The organism is Streptococcus sp. CL6.35, assembly GCF_049737915.1.
Taxonomy (GTDB): Bacteria; Bacillota; Bacilli; order Lactobacillales; family Streptococcaceae; genus Streptococcus.
Genome location: NZ_JBKOTU010000006.1, coordinates 72836 through 96886 on the forward strand (window position 1 = coordinate 72836; position 24051 = coordinate 96886).

A 24051-nucleotide genomic window follows, 5' to 3' on the forward strand; every position below is an offset into this window, starting at 1 on the left:
ACTTTAGCTACTTTAGATAGTGTTTGTAGACATGTCACCATGGATGCAAACAGTTCAAGCAATTTGTTTGTATCTATGTGGCTAAGATTTTTGATTGTGGTCCATATAGATGAATATCTAAATGGACTAGCAAAGTTATAACTTGTTAGATTATTTCAAGCATCCGTTTAGATAGTATCTAGGCGGTTTTTTGTTTTATCTTTTCTGAGAAGGAGTTTCATTATGAAAGTTGTTCGAAAATTACTAGCACCCCTCTTGGTAGTGGGGATTCTCTTGACCTCTCTGATCAGTTTGCATCAGTTGAAGGCAGATAAGAAAAAAGATGTGTTTCGTATCGGTATTTCGCAATTTATTACTCACCAGTCCCTAGACGCTACTAGAGAAGGTTTTGTGGATGAGCTGGCTAAACAAGGCTATGTTGAGGGGAAAAATATTGAGATAGATTTGCAAAATGCACAAGGAGAACAAAGAAATCTAAAAACTATTTCCCAGCAACTAGCAGAATCTAGTGATGTCGTTCTAGCTATCGCAACGCCTTCTGCTCAGAGCTTGGCCAATACAACACAAACGACACCGGTTGTCTTTTCAGCTGTAACAGATCCTGTCAGTGCCAAGTTGGTTGAGTCAAGAGAACATCCTGGGGGCAATGTAACTGGGACAAGTGATCAGTCATCAGATGCTATCTCAACCCAAATCAATTTGATAAAGAAAGTGTTGCCAAAAGCTAAAACAATTGGAATCCTCTATACTCAGAGCGAGCCAAACTCAGTTGTCCAAAAGGATGAAGCTAAGCGACTTCTGGAAGAAAAAGGCTTTACCGTTGTTGAAAAAACAATCTTGGACAGTAACAATGTCAAGGCGGCAGCAGAGAGTTTGATGGCAGAAGTGGATATGGTTTTTGTACCAACGGACAATATCATTTCGTCAACCATGGAAACAGTTAAGCAGGTTTCTATTAAACACAAGGTTCCAGTATTCGGTGGCTCAACGGAAATGATTGCGGTTGGTGGTTTGTATAACTACGGTACCAATTATGAAGAATTGGGACGGCAGACAGCCCGCATGTTGATTCGTGTCTTAAAAGGTGAGAAACCAGAAAATATAGCAGTTGAGTTGCCTGAAAAACTGGAATTGCATACCAATCAAGAAATGGCAGATGCATTGGGAATTGATATTAGTAAGTTAGAAGGCAAGGAATAAGGAGGTTTGAGATGAATTTTGTATTATCTAGTTTATCAGAAGGTTTGTTGTGGTCGATTATGGCGATTGGGGTCTACTTGACTTTCCGTATTTTGGATATTGCGGATATGACTGCTGAAGGAGCCTTTCCACTGGGGGCTGCTGTCGTCGTATCTCAGATACAGGCAGGGACAAATCCTTGGATTGCGACTTTACTTGCTTTGTTTGCAGGTATGGTAGCTGGTCTTGTATCAGGAATGCTCCACACCAAGATGAAAATCCCAGCTCTCTTGACAGGGATTGTGACCTTGACAGGGCTTTATTCAATCAATATTAAAATCATGGGCAGTGTGCCCAACCTTTCCTTGGGAGATTCTTCAACTGTCTTTAAACAATTGGCGAGCTTGGGGCTGACAAATGAAGAAGCTGTTTTCTCATTCAGTTTGGCCTGTCTCCTACTTGTTTGTTTGGTCTTGACTCTTTTGATGAAAACGGAGATTGGATTGGTCTTGCGTTCGACTGGGGACAATATTCCGATGAGTGAGGCTAATGGGGTCAATGTAGACACCATGAAGATTGTTGGTTACATGATTTCAAATGGTTTGATTGCCCTGTGTGGTTCCTTGTTCGCTCAAAATGATGGATTTTCAGACGTAACCTCTGGGACAGGAACCATCGTTGTTGGTTTGAGTGCAGTTATTATTGCAGAAGTTTTGATACACGACTTGACCATTGGAGGTCGCTTGTTATCTATCGGAATCGGTGCCATTGTTTACCGTTTGATTATTTTAAATATCTATGAAATTCCAAATCTAGATCAAAACCTGGTACGTCTCTTTAATGCAATCTTGCTAGCCTTAGTGTTATTTGCACCAGAACTGCAAAAGAGATTAAAGATTCGTGGTTTGAAACTGAGAAATGAATAGGAGGAGAAAGTTATGGCAAGTTTGTTAACACTTGAAAATATTCACAAAACCTTTGAAGCAGGGACGGTCAATGAGAACCATGTCCTCAAAGGATTAGATTTAGAAGTTGAAGAGGGAGATTTTATCTCTGTGATTGGTGGAAATGGGGCAGGCAAATCCACTTTGATGAATATCTTGGCTGGCAATCTATCGGTGGACGAAGGGGACCTTTTATTGGCAGGCAAATCCATTAAAAATCTGAGTGTAAGAAAGAGAGCCAAGGATATCGCCCGTGTTTTTCAAGATCCTAAGATGGGAACAGCTTCTCGTTTGACGATTGAGGAGAATATGGCTATTGCTTTGAGACGCGGGCAGAAGAGAGGGCTTGGTTGGGGCGTGAAGGAGAAGGATAGAATCCAGTTCCAAGAGGCTTTGAAAGAGTTGAATATTGGTCTTGAAAACCGCTTAAAAGTGGATACTCAATACCTCTCAGGAGGACAAAGACAGGCCTTGACCCTAGTCATGGCAGCTCTAGTGAAACCTAAACTCTTGCTTTTGGATGAACATACTGCGGCACTTGACCCGAAAACGAGTCAAATGGTGATGGATTTGACGCAAAAGATTGTGGAACACCATCAGTTGACGACTTTGATGATTACCCACGATATGAACCATGCGATTGAGTACGGAAATCGTCTTATTATGCTCTATCAGGGTAAGATAGTGGTGGATGTCAAGGGAGAGGAGAAAAAGCATCTGACGGTTGAAGATCTCATGCATCTCTTCCAGAAAAATAGTGGCCAAAGTCTAGTTAGTGATGAATTGGTTTTAGGATAAAGAAAAAGGCTGAGATCCAGTGTCTCAGTCTTTTATTTCTTACGCTTTGCAAAATCTACAAATAGAAATTCTCGTGGAACACCTTATATTTATATGGGTGAGGAAATCGGGATGATTGACCCAGACTATGATTCTATGGCTGATTATGTAGATGTCGAATCGCTCAATGCCTATCAGATGCTCTTAGAAGAAGGGAAGAGTCAGGAAGAAGCCTTCCAGATTATTCAAGCTAAGTCGCGTGATAATTCACGAATTCCCATGCAGTGGGATTCTTCGGAAAATGCAGGATTTACAGTAGGGACGCCTTGGCTCAAGGCAGGAAAATCCTACCCTCATATCAATGTAGAAAATGAAATCCAAGGTCCGATTTTCACCTTCTACCAAGACTTGATTCGACTTCGTAAAGAAATGCCTATCATCTCAGAAGGAAGTTACAAACCAGCTTTTGAAGACAGTCAGCAAGTCTACGCTTTTGAACGCCAGTATGAGGATCAAAAGTTACTAGTGCTCAATAATTTTTATGCCACAGAACTGGAAATCGACTTATCAGTAGCCTACCAAAATGGACGAATTTTGATTTCAAACTATGAAGATGCAGAAGTGTCTGAAAAAATTCTACTCAAACCCTATCAAACACTAGCTATTTATGTAAATTAAACTCAGTAAGGAGCCCTCTTTTGCAGAAAAGCAGGCTTCTTTTTGCTGTCTATTCCATCTCTGAAAGCGTAAAACAAACTAGTCAGGGTGACTAGTTTATGGTATAATGAAGGAGACTCAAAAAGAAACAGGAGAAAAATGATGGATTTACTTTTAGCAATTGTATTGATTGTGCTAGCTTTTCTAGGAGGAGCTCTTGGAGGAATGTACTTGGTTCGTAAGCAAATTGAAAAAGAATTCGCTGATAACCCACGTTTGAATGCTGAAGCAGTTCGTACTCTTTTGAGTGCAAATGGTCAAAAACCAAGCGAAGCCAAGGTACAACAAGTTTACCACCAAATCATCCGCCAACAAAAGGCAGCCCTTGCTAACAATAAAAAGAAAAAATAAATAAGGAAAAGTCTGGGATGAAAGTTCCAGACTTCTCACTATGTTGGCTAAGGGTTTAGGGATGAGACTTTTTCCTTGCATTCTATTGATATTTGATTATGATTAAGAGAGATAGTTGTTGATTAGGCTGTCATTATTCAGTTCATAAGGAACGGTAATCATAATGAACTATCAATCAGAAAAAAGACTAGAAAGAAGACTGTATGGATAATCGACCAATTGGTTTTTTGGATTCGGGTGTCGGGGGCTTGACCGTTGTGCGCGAGCTCATGCGCCAGCTTCCCCATGAAGAAATCGTCTATATTGGAGATTCGGCGCGGGCGCCCTATGGTCCCCGTCCTGCTGAGCAAATTCGTGAATATACTTGGCAGTTGGTCAACTTTCTCTTGACCAAGGATGTCAAGATGATTGTCATTGCTTGTAACACTGCGACTGCGGTCGTCTGGGAAGAAATCAAGGCTCAACTAGATATTCCTGTCCTAGGTGTGATTTTGCCAGGAGCTTCGGCAGCTATCAAGTCCAGCCAAGGTGGGAAAATCGGAGTGATTGGAACACCCATGACGGTACAATCAGACATCTACCGTCAGAAAATCCATGATTTGGATCCGGACTTACAGGTGGAGAGTTTGGCCTGTCCCAAGTTTGCTCCCTTGGTGGAATCTGGTGCCCTGTCAACCAGTGTCACCAAGAAAGTGGTCTATGAAACCCTGCGTCCCTTGGTTGGAAAGGTGGATAGCCTGATTTTGGGTTGTACCCATTATCCACTGCTCAGACCCATTATTCAAAATGTCATGGGACCCAAGGTTCAGCTCATTGATAGTGGGGCAGAGTGCGTACGGGATATCTCAGTCTTACTTAATTATTTTGAAATCAATCGTGGTCGCGATGCCGGACCACTCCATCACCGTTTTTACACAACAGCCAGCAGCCAAAGTTTTGCACAAATTGGTGAAGAATGGCTGGAAAAAGAGATTCATGTGGAGCATGTAGAATTATGACAAATAAAATTTATGAATACAAGGATGACCAGGACTGGTATGTCGGGTCCTATGGTATTTTTGGTGGCGTCCGGACGTTGACGGATGATGACTTGGATTTTCCTCTATTGGAGTTTGCCCAAAGATTTCGAGATGAGGATCGAGGTTTTCCTGTTTCTGTTACTGTTTTACGCTATGGTTCTCTCTACCGTTTATTGTCTTTTGTGGTAGATATCCTCAACCAAGAAATGGGACGAAATGTGGAAGTCATCCAACGTCAGGGAGCTTTTCTCTTGATTGAAAATGGGCAACTCCTGCATGTAGCATTGCCTAAAGAAGGGGTCAATGTTCATGATTTCTTTGAGACAAGCAAGGTCAGAGAAACCTTATTGATTGCGACTCGAAACGAAGGCAAGACCAAAGAGTTCCGAGCTATCTTTGATAAGTTAGGCTACGATGTGGAAAATCTTAATGACTATCCTGACCTGCCTGAAGTAGCTGAAACAGGCATGACCTTCGAAGAAAATGCCCGTCTCAAGGCAGAAACCATTTCTCAATTAACGGGCAAGATGGTTTTGGCAGATGACTCAGGTCTCAAAGTCGATGTCCTTGGTGGCTTGCCAGGTGTCTGGTCAGCTCGTTTCGCAGGTGTGGGAGCTACTGACCGTGAAAACAATGCCAAACTCTTGCACGAATTGGCCATGGTCTTTGAACTCAAGGACCGCTCGGCTCAATTCCATACAACCCTAGTCGTGGCCAGTCCAAACAAGGAAAGCTTGGTTGTTGAAGCAGACTGGCCAGGCTACATTAACTTTGAACCTAAGGGTGAAAATGGATTTGGTTACGATCCTCTCTTCCTTGTAGGAGAGACAGGTAAGTCATCAGCTGAATTAACCCTTGAAGAAAAAAATAGTCAATCGCACCGTGCCTTAGCCGTTAAGAAACTTTTGGAGGTATTTCCATCATGGCAAAGCAAACCATCATTGTAATGAGCGATTCCCATGGCGATAGCTTGATTGTGGAAGAAATCCGTGATCGCTATGTGGGCAAAGTTGACGCCGTTTTTCATAACGGCGATTCTGAACTGCGTCCGGATTCTCCCCTTTGGGAAGGAATCCGTGTTGTTAAAGGGAACATGGACTTCTACGCCGGCTACCCAGAACGTTTGGTGACCGAGCTTGGTTCGACCAAGATTATCCAAACCCATGGTCACTTGTTTGACATCAATTTCAACTTTCAAAAGTTGGACTACTGGGCTCAGGAAGAAGAGGCCGATATCTGTCTTTATGGTCACTTGCATGTGCCAAGTGCTTGGATGGAAGGCAAGACCCTCTTTCTAAATCCAGGTTCCATCAGTCAACCACGTGGGACCATCAGAGAATGTCTCTATGCTCGTGTGGAGATTGATGATAGTTATTTTAAAGTGGACTTTTTGACACGAGACCATGAGGTGTATCCGGGCTTGTCCAAGGAGTTTAGCCGATGATTGCCAAGGAGTTTGAGACTTTCTTGTTGGGGCAGGAGGAAACTTTTTTGACCCCTGCTGAAAATCTAGCTGTGTTGATTGATACTCACAATGCGGATCATGCGACCCTCTTGCTCAGTCAGATGACCTATACCCGTGTTCCTGTTGTAACAGATGAAAAACAGTTTGTTGGGACGATTGGGCTCAGAGATATTATGGCTTATCAGATGGAGCATGACTTGAGTCAAGAAATCATGGCAGATACGGATATCGTTCATATGACGAGAACGGACGTAGCGGTCGTCTCGCCAGATTTTACCATTACGGAGGTCTTGCACAAGCTGGTAGATGAGTCCTTCTTGCCGGTTGTGGATGCGTTTGGTATTTTCCAAGGAATTATCACGCGCAAGTCTATCCTCAAGGCTGTCAATGCCCTCTTGCATGACTTTAGTAAGGAATATGAGATTCGATGCAGATGAGAGATAGGATTTCAGATTTCTTAGAGGAAAAGCAGGACTTGTCTGTCAATTCCAAGCAGTCTTATAAGTATGATCTGGAGCAATTTTTAGACATTGTAGGTGAGCGGATTTCTGAGACCAGTCTCAAGATTTACCAAGCCCAACTAGCCAATCTAAAAATCAGCGCCCAGAAGCGAAAGATTTCGGCCTGTAACCAATTTCTCTACTTTCTCTATCAAAAAGGAGAAGTGGATAGCTTTTATCGTTTGGAATTAGCCAAACAAGCTGAAAAGAAGACCACAAAACCAGAACTGTTAAACCTAGACTCTTTTTGGCAGGAAAGTAATTATCCAGAGGGGCGTTTACTGGCTCTACTTATCTTGGAAATGGGGCTCTTGCCGAGTGAGATTTTAGCTCTCAAGGTTGCGGACATCAATCTGGACTTTCAGGTGTTGCGAATCAAGAAGGCTTCCCAACAGAGAATTGTCACCATTCCTACGACCTTACTTTCAGAGCTGGAACCCTTGATGGGCCAGACCTATCTCTTTGAAAGGGCAGGGAAAGCTTATTCTCGTCAGTGGGCCTTTCGTCAGCTAGAATCCTTTGTCAAGGAGAAAGGGTTCCCAACCTTATCAGCCCAGGCCTTGCGGGAACAGTTCATTCTAAGACAAATAGAAAACAAGGTCGATTTGTACGAAATTGCAAAAAAATTAGGATTAAAAACAGTCCTGACCTTAGAAAAATATAGATAATGGATATTAAATTAAAAGATTTTGAAGGGCCGCTGGACTTGATTTTGCACCTGGTTTCCAAGTACCAGATGGATATCTACGATGTGCCTATTACGGAAGTTATCGAACAGTATCTAGCCTATGTCTCAACCCTGCAGGCTATGCGTCTGGAAGTGACGGGCGAGTATATGGTCATGGCTAGTCAGCTGATGCTGATCAAGAGTCGCAAGCTCTTGCCAAAGGTAGCAGAAGTGACCGACTTGGAGGATGATCTGGAGCAGGACCTTCTTTCTCAAATCGAAGAATACCGCAAGTTCAAGCTCTTGGGGGAGCACTTGGAAGCCAAGCACCAAGAACGGGCCCAGTACTATTCCAAAGCGCCGACAGAGTTGATTTACGAAGATGCGGAGCTTGTGCATGACAAGACGACCATTGACCTCTTTTTGGCTTTTTCAAATATCCTAGCCAAGAAAAAAGAGGAGTTTGCACAAAATCACACAACTATCCTGCGGGATGAGTATAAGATTGAAGATATGATGGTCATCGTAAAAGAGTCCTTGACTGGACGAGAGCAGTTGCGCTTGCAGGATTTGTTCAAGGAAGCCCAGAATGTCCAAGAGGTCATTACCCTCTTTTTGGCAACCCTAGAGTTAATCAAAACCCAGGAGCTGATTCTTGTGCAAGAGGAAAGTTTCGGAGATATTTATCTCATGGAAAAGAAGGAAGAAAGTCAAGTGGCACAAAGCTAGACTTGATAGAGAGGAAAGATGAGTACTTTAGCAAAAATAGAAGCGCTCTTGTTTGTAGCGGGTGAAGATGGGATTAGAGTCCGCCAGTTAGCTGAACTCCTCTCTCTACCACCGACAGGCATCCAACAGAGTTTAGAAAAATTAACTCAGAAGTATGAAAATGACCCAGATTCCAGTTTGGCTCTGATTGAGACAGGTGGTGCTTATAGATTGGTGACCAAGACTCAGTTTTCAGAGATTTTGAAGGAATATTCCAAGGCACCTATCAACCAGAGCTTGTCTCGGGCTGCCCTTGAGACCTTGTCCATCGTTGCCTACAAACAGCCCATCACACGGATAGAGATTGATGCCATCCGTGGGGTCAACTCGAGTGGGGCCTTGGCAAAGTTGCAGGCTTTTGACCTGATAAAGGAAGACGGGAAAAAAGAAGTCTTGGGTCGCCCCAACCTCTATGTGACTACAGATTATTTCCTAGATTACATGGGGATAAATAATTTGGAAGAATTACCAGTGATTGATGAGCTTGAGATTCAAGCCCAAGAAAGCCAATTATTTGGTGAAAGGATAGAAGAAGATGAGAATCAATAAGTATATTGCCCACGCAGGTGTGGCCAGTAGGAGAAAAGCAGAAGAGCTGATCAAGCAAGGTTTGGTGACGGTTAACGGCCAAGTGGTACGTGAACTAGCAACCACTATCAAGTCAGGCGACAAGGTCGAAGTGGAAGGTCAACCTATCTACAACGAAGAAAAGGTCTATTATCTGCTTAACAAACCACGCGGTGTCATTTCCAGTGTGACAGATGACAAGGGGCGCAAGACTGTTGTCGACCTCTTGCCCAATGTCAAAGAGCGTATTTACCCAGTTGGTCGTTTGGACTGGGATACATCAGGAGTCTTGATTTTGACCAATGATGGGGATTTTACGGATGAAATGATTCACCCTCGTAATGAGATTGACAAGGTTTATGTTGCGCGTGTTAAAGGTGTGGCCAATAAGGACAATCTCCGCCCCTTGACCCGTGGACTTGAGATTGATGGCAAGAAAACCAAGCCGGCTGTCTATGAGATTCTCAAAGTGGATCCAGTCAAAAACCGCTCTGTGGTGCAGTTGACCATCCATGAAGGGCGTAACCACCAGGTTAAAAAGATGTTTGAAGCTGTCGGCCTTCAAGTAGATAAACTGTCTCGTACACGTTTTGGACATCTAGACTTGACAGGTCTTCGTCCAGGAGAATCCCGTCGTCTTAATAAAAAAGAAATCAGTCAACTACACATCATGGCTGTAACCAAGAAATAATGAAACGAATTTTAATAGCGCCTGTGCGCTTTTACCAACGTTTTATCTCCCCAGCCTTTCCACCCTCTTGTCGCTTTGAGCCGACTTGTTCCAACTATATGATTGAGGCTATTGAAAAACATGGCTTCAAGGGTGTTTTGATGGGCTTAGCTCGGATTTTACGTTGCCATCCCTGGTCGAAAACAGGTAAGGACCCCGTCCCAGACCACTTTTCTCTCAAACGCAATCAAGAAGGGAAATGAGGCTGGGTAAACAGATTTCAAAATGATAAAAACGCATCCTATCAGGTTTGAGTAAACTTGATAGGATGCGTTTTAGAATGTCAAAATTTTATACTCTTTGAAAATCTCTTCAAACCACGTCAGCTTCCATTTGCAACCTCAAAACAGTGTTTTGAGCAGCTTACGGCTAGTTTCCTAGTTTGCTTTTTGATTTTCATTGAGTATTAAATTGAGTTTGAAGCGGCTTATTTCAAAGCTTTTTGTGCGTCTTCAATCATGAGTTTTGTTGATTCAAGACCGCCTCCGCTTAGATACCAGAGATCTGGTGTTAGTTGGATAATCTTACCATTTTTAGCGGCAGGTGTTTCAGCGATAAGGGCATTTTCTAGGACACCATCGTTGCTAGAGTTGTCACCACCGATGGCAAGGGTACGGTTGATGACAAAAAGGATGTCAGGATTGATTTCTTTGACACTTTCAAAGCTGACTTCTTGTCCGTGGCGAGAGTCTTCAAATTGAGTGTCAGTTGGCTTGAATTTCAAGGTTTGGTACAAGAAAGAGAAACGAGATTGGGCACCAAAGGCAGCCATTTTTCCTTCATTGAGGAGGATGGCAAGGGCTTTTTTGTCAGAACTTTCGTTTTTAGTAGCGACTTCTTGGATGCTCTTGTCTAGCTTGGCCAATTCTTCTTTGGCTTTCTGTGTACCAGTTTCACCAAAGGCGCTTGCTAGGGATTCGATATTTGCCTTGGTAGAAGTCCAGTAGTCATCCTTGCTTGCTTGAAAGAGCACGGTTGGGGCGATTTCGTTGAACTTATCTACGAATTTTTGGGTACGTGGTGAAGCGATAATTAGGTCTGGTTCAAGAGCAGCAAGGGCTTCTAGGTCTGGCTCAACCATAGAACCAACATTTTTAACTTTTCCAGCTAGGTCTTTAAGATAAGTCGGAACAGTTTTTGTAGGCATTCCGACGATATTCTTTTCAAAACCTAAAGCGCGAATAGTATCCGCAGCACCGAGGTCAAAGGTCACAATCTTTTCAGGAACCTTTGAAAGTTTGACCTCATCTAGTGAACTTTTAATGGTTACCTCTGTTGGAGCAGAGCTACTTGACTCCGTCTTGCTAGTGCTTGAGTTTGTACTACATGCACCAAGTAGGAGCAAGAAGCTGGCCACTAGGGCAGTAAGGTAAAGTTTAAGGGATGTTTTCATGATTTCTCCTTTTTAAAATGTGATAACGATGTAGGGAGTCTCTTAGATAGGCTTGTTAGCTAAGAGACAGAGCTTCCTCTAACAGGGGTTCAGAATAGCTAGCTATAGATGCAGATCTTTTTACCATTGATATCAGCCAGCGTGATGGGAATCTCGTAAAGTTGACTGAGCAGGTCAGCCTGCATGATTTGATCGGTTCTTCCCTTGCTAAAGACCTGACCGTCCTTGAAGGCAACAATTTCATCCGCATACTGGCTGGCTATGTTGATATCGTGGAGGACAATGATAATGGTCTTACCGAGTTCCTCCACTAGTCTCCGAAGAATCTGCATCATGCTGACGCTTTGCTTGATATCGAGATTGTTAAGCGGTTCGTCTAGCAAGATAAAGTCTGTATCCTGGGCCAGTACCATGGCGATAAAGACACGTTGGAGCTGGCCACCAGACAGACTATCGATATAGCGGTCTTTTAAATTTGTCAGTTCCAGATAGTCCAGAGTTTCTCGTATTTTTTCCCAGTCTTCTGCCTTCAGTCGACCACGGCTGTAGGGAAAACGTCCAAAGCTGACCAGTTCTTCAACAGTCAATTTGGCTTGGTAATTGATTTTCTGTTTTAGGATGGTCAGTTCTTTGGCCAGTTCTTGCGAATTCCAGCTCTCGATTTCACGGCCTTTGATACTGAGAATTCCCTGATCTTTCTTGGTCAGTCTGCTCATGATGGAGAGGAGAGTCGATTTTCCAGCACCATTTGGACCAATAAAGGCTGTCAGTTTCTGAGGACTGACTTCAAGGGAAATATCTTGCAAAATCTCCTGTTTTTGAATGGATTTGTCAATGTTTTCCAGTTTCACTGACGCGCCCTCCTGTATAGTAAGATAAAGAATAAGAGACCACCTACGCTCTCGATGATCATGCTGATGCGAATTTCCAGAGCAAAGACTCGTTCAATCAGGGCCTGCCCCAAGGTCAAGCTAATAAATCCAACCAGAATGGCTACGATAAAGAGTAACTTGTGCCGATAGTCTTTGACAATCAGGTAGGTGAGGTTGGACAGCATAAAGCCGAAGAAAGCCATAGGACCTACCAAGGCGGTGGCTGTTGAAGTCAAAAGCACGATGCCCCAGAGGAGTTCTCTCTGTTCTTTTTCCACATTGAGCCCCAATATTTGAGCCGTTTCTCTTTGCAGGTGCAAGACATCCAGAATGACTGCTTTCCGAAAGAAAAAGATGGTCAAAGCAAGGATAATCAGAGAACCAATGGCTAGGATGGAAGTGTTGAGATGCTGAAAGGAGGCAAAGAGACTGTTCTGCAGTTTATCGTATTCATTTGGATCCATCAAGACCTGAAGGAAGGTACTGATATTTCGAAAGAGACTTCCGAGTGCTAGACAGATTAGCAGGATGAAGACCAAATCTTGCTTCATCAGTGTCTTCAAGTAGCCTTGTAAGGCAAGAAAGAAGAGGGATTGAAGCAGAAACAAAACTAGGAATTCTAAAATAGGGGACTTGCCAAGTTGAAGAAACTTGCTTTCAAAAACCAGTAGTAGAGTTTGCAGTAGGACGTAGAAGGATTCGATTCCTAAAATACTTGGCGTCAGGAAACGATTTTCCGTCAGTGTTTGAAAACTAATGGTCGAAATCCCTGTCGCGATAGCTACCAAGAGATAAACGACAATCTTTTGGGAACGTAGCTTCCAGGCAAAGGCAGACAGGTGGGTGATGGGCCAAAAATAGAGGAGACAAGCTCCGATGGCCAGAATAATGAGAAGCCAGAAGAGTTTGGTATGTTTGCTTTTAGACTGCATCTTTTCGTCCCCCTCTCCATAGAAGTAGGATAAAGACGAGGCTACCAATGATTCCTAGTAGAAGACTGACAGACAACTCATAGGGTCGAATCAAGACTCGAGAGAGGATATCGCAGGCCAGAACTAGATTGGCCCCAACCAGTGCGACCATGAGTTTGGTTTGGCTCAGATTATCTCCATAGTGCTTGCGAACAAGATTTGGAACGATGACTCCGAGAAATGGCAAGCCACCCACGGTAATCATGGTGACACTAGTCGTTAGAGCCACAAGAAAGAGGGCCAGTTTTTCAAGTAGGGAGTAGGAAATCCCCAAACTCTCGCTGGTTTCTTTGCCCAGATTCATGATGGTGAAGGTTTGGGATAATTTCCAAACGGCTATCAGGATAATGAGGCCTAAGAAAAGCCATTCATACTGATGGGTCTGAATCATGGAGAAGGAGCCCTGGGTCCAAGCTGTCATACTCTGAACCAGATTGAAACGGTAGGCGATAACTTCTGTCACAGAACCGATAATCCCACTATAGATGATCCCAATCAGAGGCAACATCCACCTTTCCTTTACAGTAAAAATGGCCATAAAGGCTAGGAAGAAGAGGGTGAATACGATGGATGAAACAAAAGCGAAGAGCATCTTTTGAGTCAGACTAGCCGACGGAAAGACAAAGAGGCTCAATACCATTCCTAGTTTGGCGGCTTCAGTCGTTCCAACTGTACTCGGTGCAGCAAACTGATTTTGAGTGATAGTCTGCATGAGGAGCCCTGCCATACTCATACTAGAGGCAGTCAGGAGAATGCTAATGGTTCTTGGAAGACGGGACTCTTGAAAGAGAAGCCAAGTTTCATGATCCAGTGCAAAGAGTTTTCCCCATGAAAAATCACTGGTCCCAATGCTAATAGAGAGAAAGACCAGGAGTAGAAGTAAGCCAATTAAATAATGAGAAAGTTTCATACCCCATCCTTTCATGTAGATTTGGTACTGAAAGATACCTGCGGATATTACTGTAACATGATTTATTTAATCTGTCAATAAATTTTCTGACAATTTAATGTAAAAAGGAAAGAAAAATTCCTGAAAGAACATCGGGCTCTCTTTTTTAGTAGGAAAACTGAGTAAAAAACTATCCACCTTCCCGCTATCCTTCTCCTATAAAAAGTGGTAAAATGGATGAAAGAAAGAAGGAACTGAAATGACAACATTATTTTCAAAAATCAAAGAAGTAACAGAACTTGCTGCGATCTCAGGTCATGAAGCACCTGTCCGTGCTTATCTTCGTGAAAAGTTGACACCGCACGTGGATGAAGTGGTGACAGATGGCTTGGGTGGTATTTTTGGTATCAAGCATTCAGAAGCTACGGATGCGCCGCGCGTCTTGGTCGCTTCTCACATGGATGAAGTTGGTTTTATGGTCAGCGAAATCAAGCCAGATGGTACCTTCCGTGTGGTAGAAATCGGTGGATGGAATCCTATGGTGGTTAGTAGCCAACGTTTCAAACTCTTGACTCGTGATGGTCGTGAAATTCCTGTGATTTCGGGTTCTGTCCCTCCACATTTGACTCGTGGTAAGGGCGGACCAACCATACCTGCCATTGCAGATATCGTCTTTGATGGTGGTTTTGCGGATAAGGCGGAAGCAGAAAGATTTGGCATCCGTCCTGGCGATACCATTGTACCAGATAGTTCTGCAATCTTGACAGCCAATGAAAAAAATATCATCTCAAAAGCTTGGGACAATCGCTATGGAGTTCTCATGGTGAGCGAGTTGGCGGAAGCTCTGTCAGGTCAAAAACTCGGAAATGAACTCTATCTTGGCTCTAATGTCCAAGAAGAAGTTGGTCTTCGTGGTGCTCATACATCTACAACCAAGTTTGATCCAGAAGTCTTCCTAGCAGTTGACTGCTCACCTGCTGGTGATGTTTATGGCGGTCAAGGCAAGATTGGGGATGGAACCTTGATTCGTTTCTACGATCCAGGTCACTTGCTTCTCCCAGGAATGAAGGATTTCCTTTTGACAACGGCTGAAGAAGCTGGTATCAAGTACCAATACTACTGTGGAAAAGGCGGAACAGACGCTGGCGCAGCTCATTTGAAAAATGGTGGTGTCCCATCTACAACAATCGGTGTTTGCGCTCGTTATATCCATTCTCACCAAACTCTCTACGCTATGGATGACTTCCTAGAAGCTCAAGCTTTCTTGCAAGCTTTGGTGAAAAAATTGGATCGTTCAACGGTTGACTTGATTAAAAATTATTAAACTTAAGGAGGTGGTAGGGATGGTAGAACCAAACCTAGAAAGCCTTGTAAAAGATCTTTACAATCATGCTCGACATGATTTGAGTGAAGATTTAGTTGCTGCTCTCCTAGAGACTGCTAAAAAACTGCCTACTACAAATGAGCAATTGCTGGCAGTTCGTCTCTCAGGTCTGGTCAATCGTGAATTGCTCCTAAATCCCAAACATCCAGCACCTGAGTTGCTCAACTTGGCTCGCTTTATCAAAAGAGAAGAATCCAAGTACAGAGGAACTGCAGCTTCTGCGCTTATGTATGGGGAACTCTTTAAAATGCTTTGATTCCATTGTGGATCAAAGCATTTTTTATATGGTAGAAAAGCAATTCTTGGTTAGGAAAAGAAAAAAGCCATCCCATTCAGGATAGCTTCTTGGTTCTTAGATTTGTTCAGCGATGACCTTTTCAGCTAGATTCATAGCGTGGTCAGATACACGAGTATAGTGGGAAATGATGTCGATAAAGTTGACCCCAGCTTGTGTTGAACACTCACCCTTGTTGAGGCGTTTGATGTGGGTCTTTCTGAGAACACGTTCCATATTGTTGATTTCTTTATGGCGTTCAATCAGACTTTGAGCTTTTTCAATATCATTGTTTTCTACACTATCAAGGGCATCTTTGATAAAGTCAGTGGTTTTTTGATAGATATCAGCCAATTCCTGCAAAGCAGCTTCAGAGAACTCAACATTTTTACGTTGAAGGTAGTCAGTCAGGTTGATTAGGGCTTCTGCGTGGTCCCCAATCCGTTCCAAATCACGGGATGAATCAAGAATGTTGGTGAGCACTTCACTTTCTTTCTGGCTAAGGGCTTCGCTTGAAAGAGTAATCAGGTAACGAGTCAATTTTTCATCAATGGTATTGATGGCTTCTTCTGTCTTGTGGCCTTTTTCAGCAACCTTTTCATTAAGGTCAATAATATAGTTGTATGAAAGGTCAAAGGCTTTAGAAGCATAATTTCCTAAGTGAAGGAGTTCTTTCTTCGCATTTCCAAGAGCGATTGATGGAGCTTGTTTAATCAAATGCTCATCAAGATAAAGTGGCTCGTACTTGACAACTTCATCTTCACCAGGGATGAGCTTGGTTACAAAGTAGGCCAAGGCTCCGATGAATGGAAATTGGATAATAGTATTTGTGATATTAAAGGTTCCGTGGGCGAAGGCAATGGTCATTTCTGGAGCCAGATTGAGTGTAGATTCAAACCATTGAATCAAGCCAGTGAAAGGTACAAGGAAGACAATACAGATAACCGTACCAATCACGTTAAAGGCGACATGGGCACCAGCAACACGTTTGGCAGCGATATTAGCTCCAAGAGAAGCAATAATAGCTGTAATGGTCGTTCCGATATTATCACCAAACAAGACTGGTAGGGCACCTTGTAGATCAATCAAACCACTTGCGTAAAGATTCTGTAGGATACCGATAGTTGCGGAAGAAGCTTGAATGAGTAGGGTTAGTCCAGTTCCGACAAAGACACCTAGAATAGGACTCTTGCTTAGTTCAACCATATAGTCTCTAAAGACTTGCAGGTCTTTTAGAGGTTCCATTGCACCGCTCATAAGATTGAGAGCGAAGAAGATACCACCTACACCAAAAATGATACGTCCGATGTTATTGATAGAGCGATTCTTGGTGAAGAAGAGACAAATCGCTCCGATGAAAAGCATTGGTAAGGCGTAATCTCCTAGCTTAAAACCGATGATAAAGGATGTAACGGTAGTTCCAATATTGGCACCCATGACAATACCGATAGCTTGACGCAAGGTCAAAAGTCCTGCGCTGACTAGCCCCACTGTAATGACTGTGACACCAGAACTTGACTGAATTAGCGCCGTCATACCGATACCAACTAGCACACCGAAGAACGGATTGCTGGTATATTTGTCAATGTAAAAACGAAGGCGATCTCCAGCAGCTTGTTGCAAACCGTCTCCCATGGTCTTGATACTATATAAGAATAGTCCCAGACCACCTAAAAAGTGAAATAAAATTTCCTGCCAATTAATGGACATTTCTTTTTCCTCCGAAAAATAATAACGGAATTTCTCCTATTCTATTTTAAAGGATAAAAGTAAATCTAACAAGTGTTAAGCTAAGATTTTAGAAAGAAAATTCGTTAGAAAAAGCAAAAATAATATACTCTAGCATGCCACAAAGATTAAATATCGAAAAATCTTGTGAAATCTTTCCTTATATTTCCAAAGTGTGATATAATAGTTTCGAATAAAATAAATAAAGGGGTTTTTGTAACATGGCAAAACTTACTGTTAAAGACGTTGACTTGAAAGGTAAAAAAGTCCTCGTTCGTGTTGACTTCAACGTACCTGTAAAAGATGGCGTGATTACCAACGACAACCGTATCACTGCAGCTCTTCCAACTATCAAGTACATCCTTGAACAAGGTGGACGTGCTATCCTCTTCTCTCACCTTGGCCGTGTAAAAGAAGAAGCAGACAAAGCTGGTAAATCACTTGCTCCTGTAGCTGCTGACTTGGCAGCTAAATTGGGTCAAGACGTTGCTTTCCTTCCAGGTGTCACTCGTGGTGCTGAATTGGAAGCAGCTATCAACGCTCTTGAAGATGGACAAGTTCTCTTGGTTGAAAACACTCGTTACGAAGATGTTGACGGCAAGAAAGAATCTAAAAACGATCCTGAACTTGGTAAATACTGGGCATCACTTGGAGATGGTATCTTCGTAAACGATGCATTCGGTACAGCTCACCGTGCACACGCATCTAACGTTGGTATCTCAGCAAACGTTGAAAAAGCAGTTGCTGGTTTCCTTCTTGAAAACGAAATTGCCTACATCCAAGAAGCAGTTGAAGCTCCAGAACGTCCATTTGTGGCTATCCTTGGTGGTTCAAAAGTTTCAGACAAGATTGGTGTTATCGAAAACTTGCTTGAAAAAGCTGATAAAGTCCTTATCGGTGGTGGTATGACTTATACATTCTACAAAGCACAAGGTATCGAAATCGGTAACTCACTTGTAGAAGAAGACAAATTGGATGTTGCGAAAGCTCTTCTTGAAAAAGCAAACGGTAAATTGATCTTGCCAGTTGACTCAAAAGAAGCTAACGCATTTGCTGGTTACACTGAAGTGCGTGACACTGAAGGTGAAGCAGTTTCTGAAGGCTTCCTTGGTCTTGACATCGGTCCAAAATCTATCGCTAAATTTGACGAAGCTTTGACTGGTGCCAAAACAGTTGTATGGAACGGACCTATGGGTGTATTTGAAAACCCAGACTTCCAAGCTGGAACAATCGGTGTGATGGACGCTATCGTGAAACAACCAGGCGTTAAATCAATCATCGGTGGTGGTGACTCAGCTGCCGCAGCGATCAACCTTGGACGTGCAGACAAATTCTCATGGATTAGTACGGGCGGAGGTGCTTCAATGGAACTTCTCGAAGGTAAAGTATTGCCAGGTTTGGCTGCACTTACAGAAAAATAATTTCAGCCCGTTAGTCTCTACAAAATCCTGATTTTGTAGAAAAAGGAACAAAACTGAAACGTTAACAAAAAGGTGACATAGCCACCTTTTTGTGTTAGTGTAGGTATTTGTGACGCGGTGGTGGAGCATCAATGGAACTTCTTGAAGGTAAAGTTCTTCCAGGACTTGCAGCCTTGACAGAAAAATAAGATTTTATAAACAATCAAAGAAGAGAGGAATGAAAGTTCCTCTTTTCTTTTGCTTAAAATAAAAACGCTTCCTCTCAACTATTACTCATAAAAATCACCGATTTATGATAAAATGGAAATAGAAAGTTGAGATTATGAGTTATTTTAAAAAATATAAATTCGATAAATCCCAGTTCAAACTTGGTATGCGAACCTTTAAAACAGGTATTGCTGTTTTTCTAGTTCTCTTGATTTTTGGCTTTTTTGGCTGGAAAGGTCTTCAAATCGGTGCTTTGACAGCCGTTTTTAGCCTGAGGGAGAGTTTTGATAAGAGTGTTCATTTTGGGACTTCGCGTATTCTAGGAAATAGTATCGGTGGCCTCTATGCCTTGGTCTTCTTCTTATTAAATACCTTTTTCCACGAAGCCTTTTGGGTGACCTTGGTAGTTGTTCCAATCTGCACTATGTTAACCATTATGACAAATGTAGCCATGAATAACAAAGCAGGGGTTATTGGTGGTGTAGCAGCTATGTTAATCATTACCCTATCGATTCCGAGCGGAGAGACAATTTTGTACGTATTTGCGCGTGTATCAGAAACTTTCATGGGAGTTTTTGTCGCAATTCTTGTAAATTACGATATTGATCGTATTCGGCTCTTTTTAGAGAAAAAAGAAAAATAATGTTACATTTTATAACATTATCATTTGACGTTTGTCTTTTTTTAGACTATAATAGACAGAAAGAAGGAAATTGTAAATGAAGGAAAAAGAATTTCGCCGAAATATGGCTGTTTTTCCTATCGGCAGTGTTATGAAGTTGACCGATCTATCGGCGCGTCAGATTCGTTATTATGAAGATCAAGAGTTGATCAAACCTGTTCGAAACGAAGGGAACCGTCGCATGTATTCCTTGAATGACATGGATCGTCTGCTTGAAATCAAAGATTATATCTCTGAAGGTTATAATATCGCTGCCATTAAGAAAAAATATGCTGAACGTGAAGCGAAATCCAAGAAAGCGGTGAGTCAGACTGAGGTGCGTCGTGCACTTCACAATGAGCTCCTCCAACAGGGTCGCTTTGCTTCAGTACGGTCACCTTTTGGTCGCGGTTAGGTAACCGCAAGTAGTCATATATTAAGGAGAAAACTCATGCCAATCACAGCTGCTGATATTCGTCGTGAAGTCAAGGAAAAAAATGTTACCTTTATTCGTCTTATGTTCTCAGATATTTTGGGAACCATGAAAAACGTCGAAATTCCTGCTACAGATGAACAGTTAGATAAAGTCTTGTCAAACAAGGCTATGTTTGATGGATCTTCTATTGAAGGTTTTGTACGTATCAATGAGTCAGATATGTACTTGTACCCAGACTTGGATACATGGACAGTCTTCCCTTGGGGAGATGAAAATGGAAGTGTTGCAGGTTTGATCTGTGATGTCTATACAACAGAAGGTGAACCATTTGCGGGTGACCCTCGTGGCAATTTGAAGCGTGCTCTTCGTCACATGGAAGAAGTAGGATTCAAATCTTTCAACCTTGGTCCAGAGCCAGAATTCTTCCTATTTAAGTTGGATGAAAATGGAGACCCAACACTTGAAGTAAATGATAAGGGTGGCTACTTTGATTTGGCGCCTACTGACCTTGCGGACAATACGCGTCGTGAGATTGTGAATGTCTTGACTAAAATGGGATTTGAAGTAGAAGCGAGTCACCACGAGGTTGCTGTTGGACAGCATGAGATTGACTTTAAATATGATGAAGTCCTCCATGCTTGTGATAAGATTCAAATCTTTAAACTTGTTGTTAAAACTATTGCTCGCAAACACGGACTTTACGCAACCTTTATGGCGAAACCAAAATTTGGTATTGCTGGATCAGGTATGCACTGTAATATGTCCTTGTTTGATGCAGAAGGAAACAATGCCTTCTTTGATCCAAATGATCCAAAAGGAATGCAGTTGTCAGAAACGGCCTACCATTTCCTTGGTGGTTTGATCAAGCATGCCTACAACTATACTGCTATCATGAATCCAACAGTTAACTCATACAAACGTTTAGTTCCAGGTTATGAAGCGCCTGTTTACATTGCTTGGGCTGGTCGTAACCGTTCACCACTTGTGCGCGTACCTGCTTCACGCGGTATGGGAACTCGTCTTGAGTTGCGTTCGGTGGACCCAATGGCAAACCCATATATCGCTATGGCAGTTCTATTGGAAGTTGGTTTGCATGGTGTTGAAAATAAAATCGAAGCACCAGCTCCTATCGAAGAAAATATCTACATCATGACAGCTGAAGAGCGTAAGGAAGCTGGAATTACAGACCTTCCATCAACCCTTCACAACGCTTTGAAAGCTTTGACAGAAGATGAAGTTGTCAGAGCGGCTCTTGGAGAACATATCTATACTAGTTTCCTTGAAGCCAAACGAATCGAATGGGCAAGTTATGCAACCTTCGTTTCACAATGGGAAATTGATAACTATTTAGATCTGTATTAATAGAGAAGGAAGATTGCCTTAGGGTAGTCTTTTTTCTTGCTTTTTATATCGAGGTGTGATATATTTTATATAACGAAGTACGATATATCGAACTGAATAGGAGGTGGTTACAAATGGAATTAACGGCTAAGATTCGTCGAGTTTATCTTCCGATGACGGAAACGGGTTTTTATATCTTGTTCTGTCTGCAAAAGGAAGGTCATGGGTATAGTATTACGCAAAAGGTCAAGGAGATGACAGATTCGCAAGTTTCGATTAGTCCTGGGACTATGTATGGAACCTTGTCAAAGATGGAAAAGGATGGTTTGATTTCCTTTGTCCGCGAAGAGGAAAAACGGAAAATCTATCAGATTACAGACTTGGGACGCAAAGTCTTAGATATTGAATTGAAGCGTATTGAACGGCTCTATAGAAACAGTCGGGAGGAAGTATGATGGAAAAGAAAATTGTTTATCGAATTTTTACAATTGCGGATTATGAGAGGGAGGCTCTATACTTTAGAGAAATGCATGCTAAGGGCTGGAAACTTAGAAAAGTAAGCTATTCTATCTTATTGTTTGCAGTTAAGTATACCTTTGAAAAGTGTCACCCTGAGCAAGTGTCTTATCAGTTGGATTTTTACCCAATGGAAAAATCAGAGAGAGCCTCCTATTTACAACTGTTTAAAGACTGTGGCTGGGAGCATATTACAGACTTTAATAGTTTTTCCTATTTTAGAAAAGCACATTCTGAAATTGAATCGAATGCAGAATTTGAAATCTATAATGACGCTGCTGGGAAGTTAGCTATGGTTAATCGCATTTTAAGACTGCGATTAGTACCTGTTTTACTTTTGCTAGCCATACATATACCATTCTTACTTAAGTTGCTCAATAAAAGTAATGCGTATGGTCTATGGAGTTTACTTGCGGTCGGGCTAGATATTTTCTTGTCTTTAATCCTTTTGTTAATAGTTGCCTATATTAGCTGGAAGTTATGGCATAAAAAGAAGGAATTATCAGATTTATGATAGGGTAGGTATGCTCAAAATTGGAGGGGAAGTCATGATAAATAAAAAGCAATTTCGGATTTTCACCATTGTTGATTTGGACAAGGAAGAAGAATATTTTCATGAGATGCACTTGAAAGGTTGGAGGTATAGAACGAGTCGTTTTGGTTTGTTCTATTTTGACCAATGTCAACCAGACGATGTCATCTACTGTATCTATGATTCTAGATTTCTTAAAAAATATAAGCATGAACTGCAAGATTTTAGAAATAGAGGTTGGGAATTGATAGAAACAGGTTTTTGTTTAATTCTTCGTAAACCAGCTTTTGATACACTTTCAGAGGATCAAGTCTATATGAGTAAGGGGCTCAGATGGGAAGTTATGCGATATAGACTTCGTTCCTGTACAGCTACTTTCTTAGGTGGTCTTGTTGTTTGTATGAGTTTGTTTAGAGAAGAACTGTCGCAATCTTTCTTTGTCATTTTTGCTCTATATGCCTTTATGATTTCTTATCTAATCTATGGTTATTTCAGACTAAAAAGTAAATACCTAGTAGATGGAAGGTAGGGTTCTAGGTCTTCAGGCTGATTTTTAGCACTCTTGGCAAAAGAGTGCTAATTTTTTGAGTTTTTGTCTTGACATTCTCTTTTAAGGGTGTATAATAGAATCATAAGTTAGCACTTGAGTGTATCGAGTGCTAATCGATCAGACAGAGAGGAGTGATGAGATGGTTACAGAGCGTCAGCAGGATATTTTAAATCTGATTATTGACATCTTTACCAAAACGCACGAACCTGTAGGATCTAAAGCCTTGCAAGAGTCTATTAACTCTAGCAGCGCAACCATTCGTAATGAAATGGCGGCTCTAGAAAAGCAAGGTTTGCTTGAGAAGGCTCATACTTCAAGTGGTCGGATGCCAAGTGTTGCTGGTTTTCAGTACTATGTGAAACACTCACTGGATTTTGACCGACTGGCTGAAAATGAGGTATATGAGATTGTCAAAGCCTTTGATCAGGAATTCTTCAAATTGGAGGATATTCTGCAAGAGGCTGCTAATCTACTGACAGACCTGAGTGGCTGTACGGTAGTAGCACTGGATGTTGAGCCCAGCAGGCAACGTCTGACAGCCTTTGATATCGTTGTTTTGGGGCAACATACGGCCTTGGCGGTATTCACCCTAGACGAGTCTCGAACGGTTACCAGTCAGTTTCTGATTCCAAGGAACTTTTTGCAGGAGGATTTGCTGAAACTGAAGAGCATCATTCAGGAACGTTTCCTCGGCCACACCGTTCTAGATATTCACTACAAGATTCGGACGGAGATTCCGCAGATTATCCAGCGTTACTTTACAACAACGGACAATGTCATCGATCTCTTTGAACATATCTTTAAGGAAATGTTCAACGAAAACATTGTGGTGGCGGGCAAGGTTAATCTCTTGAATTTTGCCAATCTGGCAGCCTATCAGTTCTTTGACCAACCGCAAAAGGTGACTCTGGAGATTCGTGAGGGGCTGCATGAAGATCAGATGCAAAACGTTCGTGTTGCAGACAGTCAAGAGTCCTGTCTAGCTGACCTAGCGGTGATTAGTAGCAAGTTCCTCATTCCTTATCGGGGAGTTGGAATTCTAGCCATTATCGGTCCAGTCAATCTGGATTACCAACAGCTAATCAACCAAGTCAATGTGGTCAATCGTGTTTTGACCATGAAGTTGACAGATTTTTACCGCTACCTCAGCAGTAATCATTACGAAGTACATTAAGATTGAAATCATTAAAGG

Annotated in this window: 28 protein-coding genes and 1 pseudogene; 24 read left to right on the forward strand and 5 right to left on the reverse strand. The window is 42.1% G+C overall.

Going from position 1 to position 24051, the window contains the following annotated elements:
• The first annotated feature begins 222 nt into the window (after positions 1-222).
• The 14 genes and pseudogenes from ACLNCP_RS08025 to yidD all read left to right on the forward strand — a co-directional run bounded on the left by ACLNCP_RS08025 (position 223) and on the right by yidD (position 9887).
• Complete coding sequence (locus tag ACLNCP_RS08025) at positions 223-1200, forward strand: ABC transporter substrate-binding protein (protein WP_261126075.1); 978 nt, start codon at positions 223-225, stop codon at positions 1198-1200.
• A gap of 11 nt (positions 1201-1211) precedes the next feature.
• Positions 1212-2105, forward strand: a complete 894-nt coding sequence (locus tag ACLNCP_RS08030; protein ID WP_261126073.1) for an ABC transporter permease subunit — start codon at positions 1212-1214, stop codon at positions 2103-2105.
• Positions 2106-2117: 12 nt separating this feature from the next.
• Positions 2118-2921 (forward strand): ABC transporter ATP-binding protein, encoded by an 804-nt coding sequence (locus tag ACLNCP_RS08035; RefSeq protein WP_000157661.1) that lies wholly within the window; start codon positions 2118-2120, stop codon positions 2919-2921.
• A gap of 69 nt (positions 2922-2990) precedes the next feature.
• A pseudogene (locus tag ACLNCP_RS08040) lies at positions 2991-3578 on the forward strand (alpha-amylase family glycosyl hydrolase); the annotation flags it as partial.
• Positions 3579-3719: 141 nt separating this feature from the next.
• On the forward strand, positions 3720-3968 hold the full coding sequence (locus ACLNCP_RS08045) for a YneF family protein (protein ID WP_000364990.1): 249 nt from the start codon (positions 3720-3722) through the stop codon (positions 3966-3968).
• Positions 3969-4171: 203 nt separating this feature from the next.
• The gene (gene racE / locus ACLNCP_RS08050; RefSeq protein ID WP_000370376.1) at positions 4172-4966 is read left to right on the forward strand and encodes a glutamate racemase; all 795 of its coding nucleotides are present in this window, start codon (positions 4172-4174) and stop codon (positions 4964-4966) included.
• Entirely contained in the window at positions 4963-5934 is a 972-nt protein-coding gene (locus ACLNCP_RS08055) for a nucleoside-triphosphate diphosphatase (RefSeq protein ID WP_261126072.1), read from the forward strand. The genes racE and ACLNCP_RS08055 overlap by 4 nt, the downstream gene beginning before the upstream one ends.
• On the forward strand, positions 5910-6431 hold the full coding sequence (locus ACLNCP_RS08060) for a metallophosphoesterase (protein WP_001118952.1): 522 nt from the start codon (positions 5910-5912) through the stop codon (positions 6429-6431). The genes ACLNCP_RS08055 and ACLNCP_RS08060 overlap by 25 nt, the downstream gene beginning before the upstream one ends.
• Positions 6428-6889: a cyclic-di-AMP-binding protein CbpB gene (cbpB, locus tag ACLNCP_RS08065; RefSeq protein ID WP_261126071.1), complete on the forward strand. Its 462-nt coding sequence runs from the start codon at positions 6428-6430 to the stop codon at positions 6887-6889. Before ACLNCP_RS08060 ends, cbpB begins: the two co-directional genes overlap by 4 nt.
• Positions 6886-7620, forward strand: coding sequence for a site-specific tyrosine recombinase XerD (xerD, locus tag ACLNCP_RS08070; protein WP_424844289.1), 735 nt, complete (start codon positions 6886-6888; stop codon positions 7618-7620). The genes cbpB and xerD overlap by 4 nt, the downstream gene beginning before the upstream one ends.
• Positions 7620-8348 carry a segregation/condensation protein A gene (locus ACLNCP_RS08075; RefSeq protein ID WP_261126068.1) on the forward strand — a complete coding sequence of 243 codons (729 nt, stop codon included), beginning with the start codon at positions 7620-7622 and terminating at the stop codon, positions 8346-8348. The genes xerD and ACLNCP_RS08075 overlap by 1 nt, the downstream gene beginning before the upstream one ends.
• A gap of 18 nt (positions 8349-8366) precedes the next feature.
• Positions 8367-8936 (forward strand): SMC-Scp complex subunit ScpB, encoded by a 570-nt coding sequence (scpB, locus tag ACLNCP_RS08080; RefSeq protein WP_261126067.1) that lies wholly within the window; start codon positions 8367-8369, stop codon positions 8934-8936.
• Entirely contained in the window at positions 8923-9645 is a 723-nt protein-coding gene (locus tag ACLNCP_RS08085) for an rRNA pseudouridine synthase (RefSeq protein WP_261126065.1), read from the forward strand. Before scpB ends, ACLNCP_RS08085 begins: the two co-directional genes overlap by 14 nt.
• Positions 9645-9887, forward strand: a complete 243-nt coding sequence (gene yidD / locus ACLNCP_RS08090; protein WP_261126064.1) for a membrane protein insertion efficiency factor YidD — start codon at positions 9645-9647, stop codon at positions 9885-9887. The genes ACLNCP_RS08085 and yidD overlap by 1 nt, the downstream gene beginning before the upstream one ends.
• Before the next feature lie 224 nt (positions 9888-10111).
• On the opposite strand, the gene ACLNCP_RS08095 is transcribed toward yidD, so the two are convergent.
• From ACLNCP_RS08095 to ACLNCP_RS08110, 4 genes are all read right to left on the reverse strand, one after another.
• A complete protein-coding gene (locus tag ACLNCP_RS08095; RefSeq protein ID WP_424844290.1) occupies positions 10112-11077 on the reverse strand; it encodes a siderophore ABC transporter substrate-binding protein in 966 nt (321 codons plus the stop codon).
• 98 nt (positions 11078-11175) lie between these two features.
• Positions 11176-11928 carry an ATP-binding cassette domain-containing protein gene (locus ACLNCP_RS08100; RefSeq protein ID WP_261126063.1) on the reverse strand — a complete coding sequence of 251 codons (753 nt, stop codon included), beginning with the start codon at positions 11926-11928 and terminating at the stop codon, positions 11176-11178.
• On the reverse strand, positions 11925-12881 hold the full coding sequence (locus ACLNCP_RS08105) for an iron chelate uptake ABC transporter family permease subunit (protein ID WP_049515981.1): 957 nt from the start codon (positions 12879-12881) through the stop codon (positions 11925-11927). The genes ACLNCP_RS08100 and ACLNCP_RS08105 overlap by 4 nt, the downstream gene beginning before the upstream one ends.
• Positions 12871-13830: an ABC transporter permease gene (locus ACLNCP_RS08110; protein WP_424844291.1), complete on the reverse strand. Its 960-nt coding sequence runs from the start codon at positions 13828-13830 to the stop codon at positions 12871-12873. The genes ACLNCP_RS08105 and ACLNCP_RS08110 overlap by 11 nt, the downstream gene beginning before the upstream one ends.
• A gap of 238 nt (positions 13831-14068) precedes the next feature.
• Between ACLNCP_RS08110 and pepA the strand changes: the two genes are divergently transcribed.
• On the forward strand, positions 14069-15133 hold the full coding sequence (gene pepA, locus ACLNCP_RS08115) for a glutamyl aminopeptidase (RefSeq protein WP_424844292.1): 1065 nt from the start codon (positions 14069-14071) through the stop codon (positions 15131-15133).
• Between the two features lie 19 nt (positions 15134-15152).
• On the forward strand, positions 15153-15449 hold the full coding sequence (locus tag ACLNCP_RS08120) for a bacteriocin immunity protein (protein WP_084890535.1): 297 nt from the start codon (positions 15153-15155) through the stop codon (positions 15447-15449).
• A 96-nt stretch (positions 15450-15545) separates the two neighbouring features.
• Here the strand turns inward: ACLNCP_RS08120 and ACLNCP_RS08125 are convergent, their stop codons facing one another.
• A complete protein-coding gene (locus tag ACLNCP_RS08125) occupies positions 15546-17177 on the reverse strand; it encodes a Na/Pi cotransporter family protein (RefSeq protein ID WP_049524778.1) in 1632 nt (543 codons plus the stop codon).
• 239 nt (positions 17178-17416) lie between these two features.
• On the opposite strand from ACLNCP_RS08125, the gene ACLNCP_RS08130 reads away from it, so the two are divergent.
• The 8 genes from ACLNCP_RS08130 to hrcA all read left to right on the forward strand — a co-directional run bounded on the left by ACLNCP_RS08130 (position 17417) and on the right by hrcA (position 24033).
• Complete coding sequence (locus tag ACLNCP_RS08130; protein ID WP_001096764.1) at positions 17417-18616, forward strand: phosphoglycerate kinase; 1200 nt, start codon at positions 17417-17419, stop codon at positions 18614-18616.
• A gap of 322 nt (positions 18617-18938) precedes the next feature.
• Positions 18939-19466: an FUSC family protein gene (locus ACLNCP_RS08135; RefSeq protein ID WP_000119915.1), complete on the forward strand. Its 528-nt coding sequence runs from the start codon at positions 18939-18941 to the stop codon at positions 19464-19466.
• A 76-nt stretch (positions 19467-19542) separates the two neighbouring features.
• Complete coding sequence (gene glnR / locus ACLNCP_RS08140) at positions 19543-19899, forward strand: transcriptional repressor GlnR (RefSeq protein ID WP_424844293.1); 357 nt, start codon at positions 19543-19545, stop codon at positions 19897-19899.
• Between the two features lie 36 nt (positions 19900-19935).
• Positions 19936-21282 carry a type I glutamate--ammonia ligase gene (gene glnA / locus ACLNCP_RS08145; RefSeq protein WP_424844294.1) on the forward strand — a complete coding sequence of 449 codons (1347 nt, stop codon included), beginning with the start codon at positions 19936-19938 and terminating at the stop codon, positions 21280-21282.
• Between the two features lie 113 nt (positions 21283-21395).
• The gene (locus tag ACLNCP_RS08150; protein WP_261065713.1) at positions 21396-21716 is read left to right on the forward strand and encodes a PadR family transcriptional regulator; all 321 of its coding nucleotides are present in this window, start codon (positions 21396-21398) and stop codon (positions 21714-21716) included.
• Positions 21716-22291: a DUF2812 domain-containing protein gene (locus tag ACLNCP_RS08155; protein WP_043901516.1), complete on the forward strand. Its 576-nt coding sequence runs from the start codon at positions 21716-21718 to the stop codon at positions 22289-22291. The genes ACLNCP_RS08150 and ACLNCP_RS08155 overlap by 1 nt, the downstream gene beginning before the upstream one ends.
• A gap of 34 nt (positions 22292-22325) precedes the next feature.
• Positions 22326-22838: a DUF2812 domain-containing protein gene (locus tag ACLNCP_RS08160; RefSeq protein WP_424844295.1), complete on the forward strand. Its 513-nt coding sequence runs from the start codon at positions 22326-22328 to the stop codon at positions 22836-22838.
• Positions 22839-22998: 160 nt separating this feature from the next.
• Positions 22999-24033, forward strand: a complete 1035-nt coding sequence (gene hrcA, locus ACLNCP_RS08165) for a heat-inducible transcriptional repressor HrcA (protein ID WP_424844296.1) — start codon at positions 22999-23001, stop codon at positions 24031-24033.
• Positions 24034-24051: the final 18 nt, after the last annotated feature.

Bases quoted from the DNA above. Each gene is read 5' to 3' on its own strand.
- ACLNCP_RS08110 (WP_424844291.1), bottom strand. From the start codon at position 13,830: ATGAAACTTTCTCATTATTTAATTGGCTTACTTCTACTCCTGGTCTTT.
- ACLNCP_RS08045 (WP_000364990.1), top strand. From the start codon at position 3,720: ATGGATTTACTTTTAGCAATTGTATTGATTGTGCTAGCTTTTCTAGGA.
- ACLNCP_RS08105 (WP_049515981.1), bottom strand. From the start codon at position 12,881: ATGCAGTCTAAAAGCAAACATACCAAACTCTTCTGGCTTCTCATTATT.
- ACLNCP_RS08125 (WP_049524778.1), bottom strand. From the start codon at position 17,177: ATGTCCATTAATTGGCAGGAAATTTTATTTCACTTTTTAGGTGGTCTG.
- ACLNCP_RS08060 (WP_001118952.1), top strand. From the start codon at position 5,910: ATGGCAAAGCAAACCATCATTGTAATGAGCGATTCCCATGGCGATAGC.
- ACLNCP_RS08150 (WP_261065713.1), top strand. From the start codon at position 21,396: ATGGAATTAACGGCTAAGATTCGTCGAGTTTATCTTCCGATGACGGAA.
- ACLNCP_RS08135 (WP_000119915.1), top strand. From the start codon at position 18,939: ATGAGTTATTTTAAAAAATATAAATTCGATAAATCCCAGTTCAAACTT.
- ACLNCP_RS08160 (WP_424844295.1), top strand. From the start codon at position 22,326: ATGATAAATAAAAAGCAATTTCGGATTTTCACCATTGTTGATTTGGAC.
- ACLNCP_RS08095 (WP_424844290.1), bottom strand. From the start codon at position 11,077: ATGAAAACATCCCTTAAACTTTACCTTACTGCCCTAGTGGCCAGCTTC.
- glnR (WP_424844293.1), top strand. From the start codon at position 19,543: ATGAAGGAAAAAGAATTTCGCCGAAATATGGCTGTTTTTCCTATCGGC.
- glnA (WP_424844294.1), top strand. From the start codon at position 19,936: ATGCCAATCACAGCTGCTGATATTCGTCGTGAAGTCAAGGAAAAAAAT.
- ACLNCP_RS08085 (WP_261126065.1), top strand. From the start codon at position 8,923: ATGAGAATCAATAAGTATATTGCCCACGCAGGTGTGGCCAGTAGGAGA.
- hrcA (WP_424844296.1), top strand. From the start codon at position 22,999: ATGGTTACAGAGCGTCAGCAGGATATTTTAAATCTGATTATTGACATC.
- ACLNCP_RS08025 (WP_261126075.1), top strand. From the start codon at position 223: ATGAAAGTTGTTCGAAAATTACTAGCACCCCTCTTGGTAGTGGGGATT.
- pepA (WP_424844292.1), top strand. From the start codon at position 14,069: ATGACAACATTATTTTCAAAAATCAAAGAAGTAACAGAACTTGCTGCG.
- ACLNCP_RS08155 (WP_043901516.1), top strand. From the start codon at position 21,716: ATGGAAAAGAAAATTGTTTATCGAATTTTTACAATTGCGGATTATGAG.
- scpB (WP_261126067.1), top strand. From the start codon at position 8,367: ATGAGTACTTTAGCAAAAATAGAAGCGCTCTTGTTTGTAGCGGGTGAA.
- ACLNCP_RS08120 (WP_084890535.1), top strand. From the start codon at position 15,153: ATGGTAGAACCAAACCTAGAAAGCCTTGTAAAAGATCTTTACAATCAT.
- xerD (WP_424844289.1), top strand. From the start codon at position 6,886: ATGAGAGATAGGATTTCAGATTTCTTAGAGGAAAAGCAGGACTTGTCT.
- ACLNCP_RS08075 (WP_261126068.1), top strand. From the start codon at position 7,620: ATGGATATTAAATTAAAAGATTTTGAAGGGCCGCTGGACTTGATTTTG.
- ACLNCP_RS08130 (WP_001096764.1), top strand. From the start codon at position 17,417: ATGGCAAAACTTACTGTTAAAGACGTTGACTTGAAAGGTAAAAAAGTC.
- cbpB (WP_261126071.1), top strand. From the start codon at position 6,428: ATGATTGCCAAGGAGTTTGAGACTTTCTTGTTGGGGCAGGAGGAAACT.
- ACLNCP_RS08030 (WP_261126073.1), top strand. From the start codon at position 1,212: ATGAATTTTGTATTATCTAGTTTATCAGAAGGTTTGTTGTGGTCGATT.
- racE (WP_000370376.1), top strand. From the start codon at position 4,172: ATGGATAATCGACCAATTGGTTTTTTGGATTCGGGTGTCGGGGGCTTG.
- ACLNCP_RS08035 (WP_000157661.1), top strand. From the start codon at position 2,118: ATGGCAAGTTTGTTAACACTTGAAAATATTCACAAAACCTTTGAAGCA.
- yidD (WP_261126064.1), top strand. From the start codon at position 9,645: ATGAAACGAATTTTAATAGCGCCTGTGCGCTTTTACCAACGTTTTATC.
- ACLNCP_RS08055 (WP_261126072.1), top strand. From the start codon at position 4,963: ATGACAAATAAAATTTATGAATACAAGGATGACCAGGACTGGTATGTC.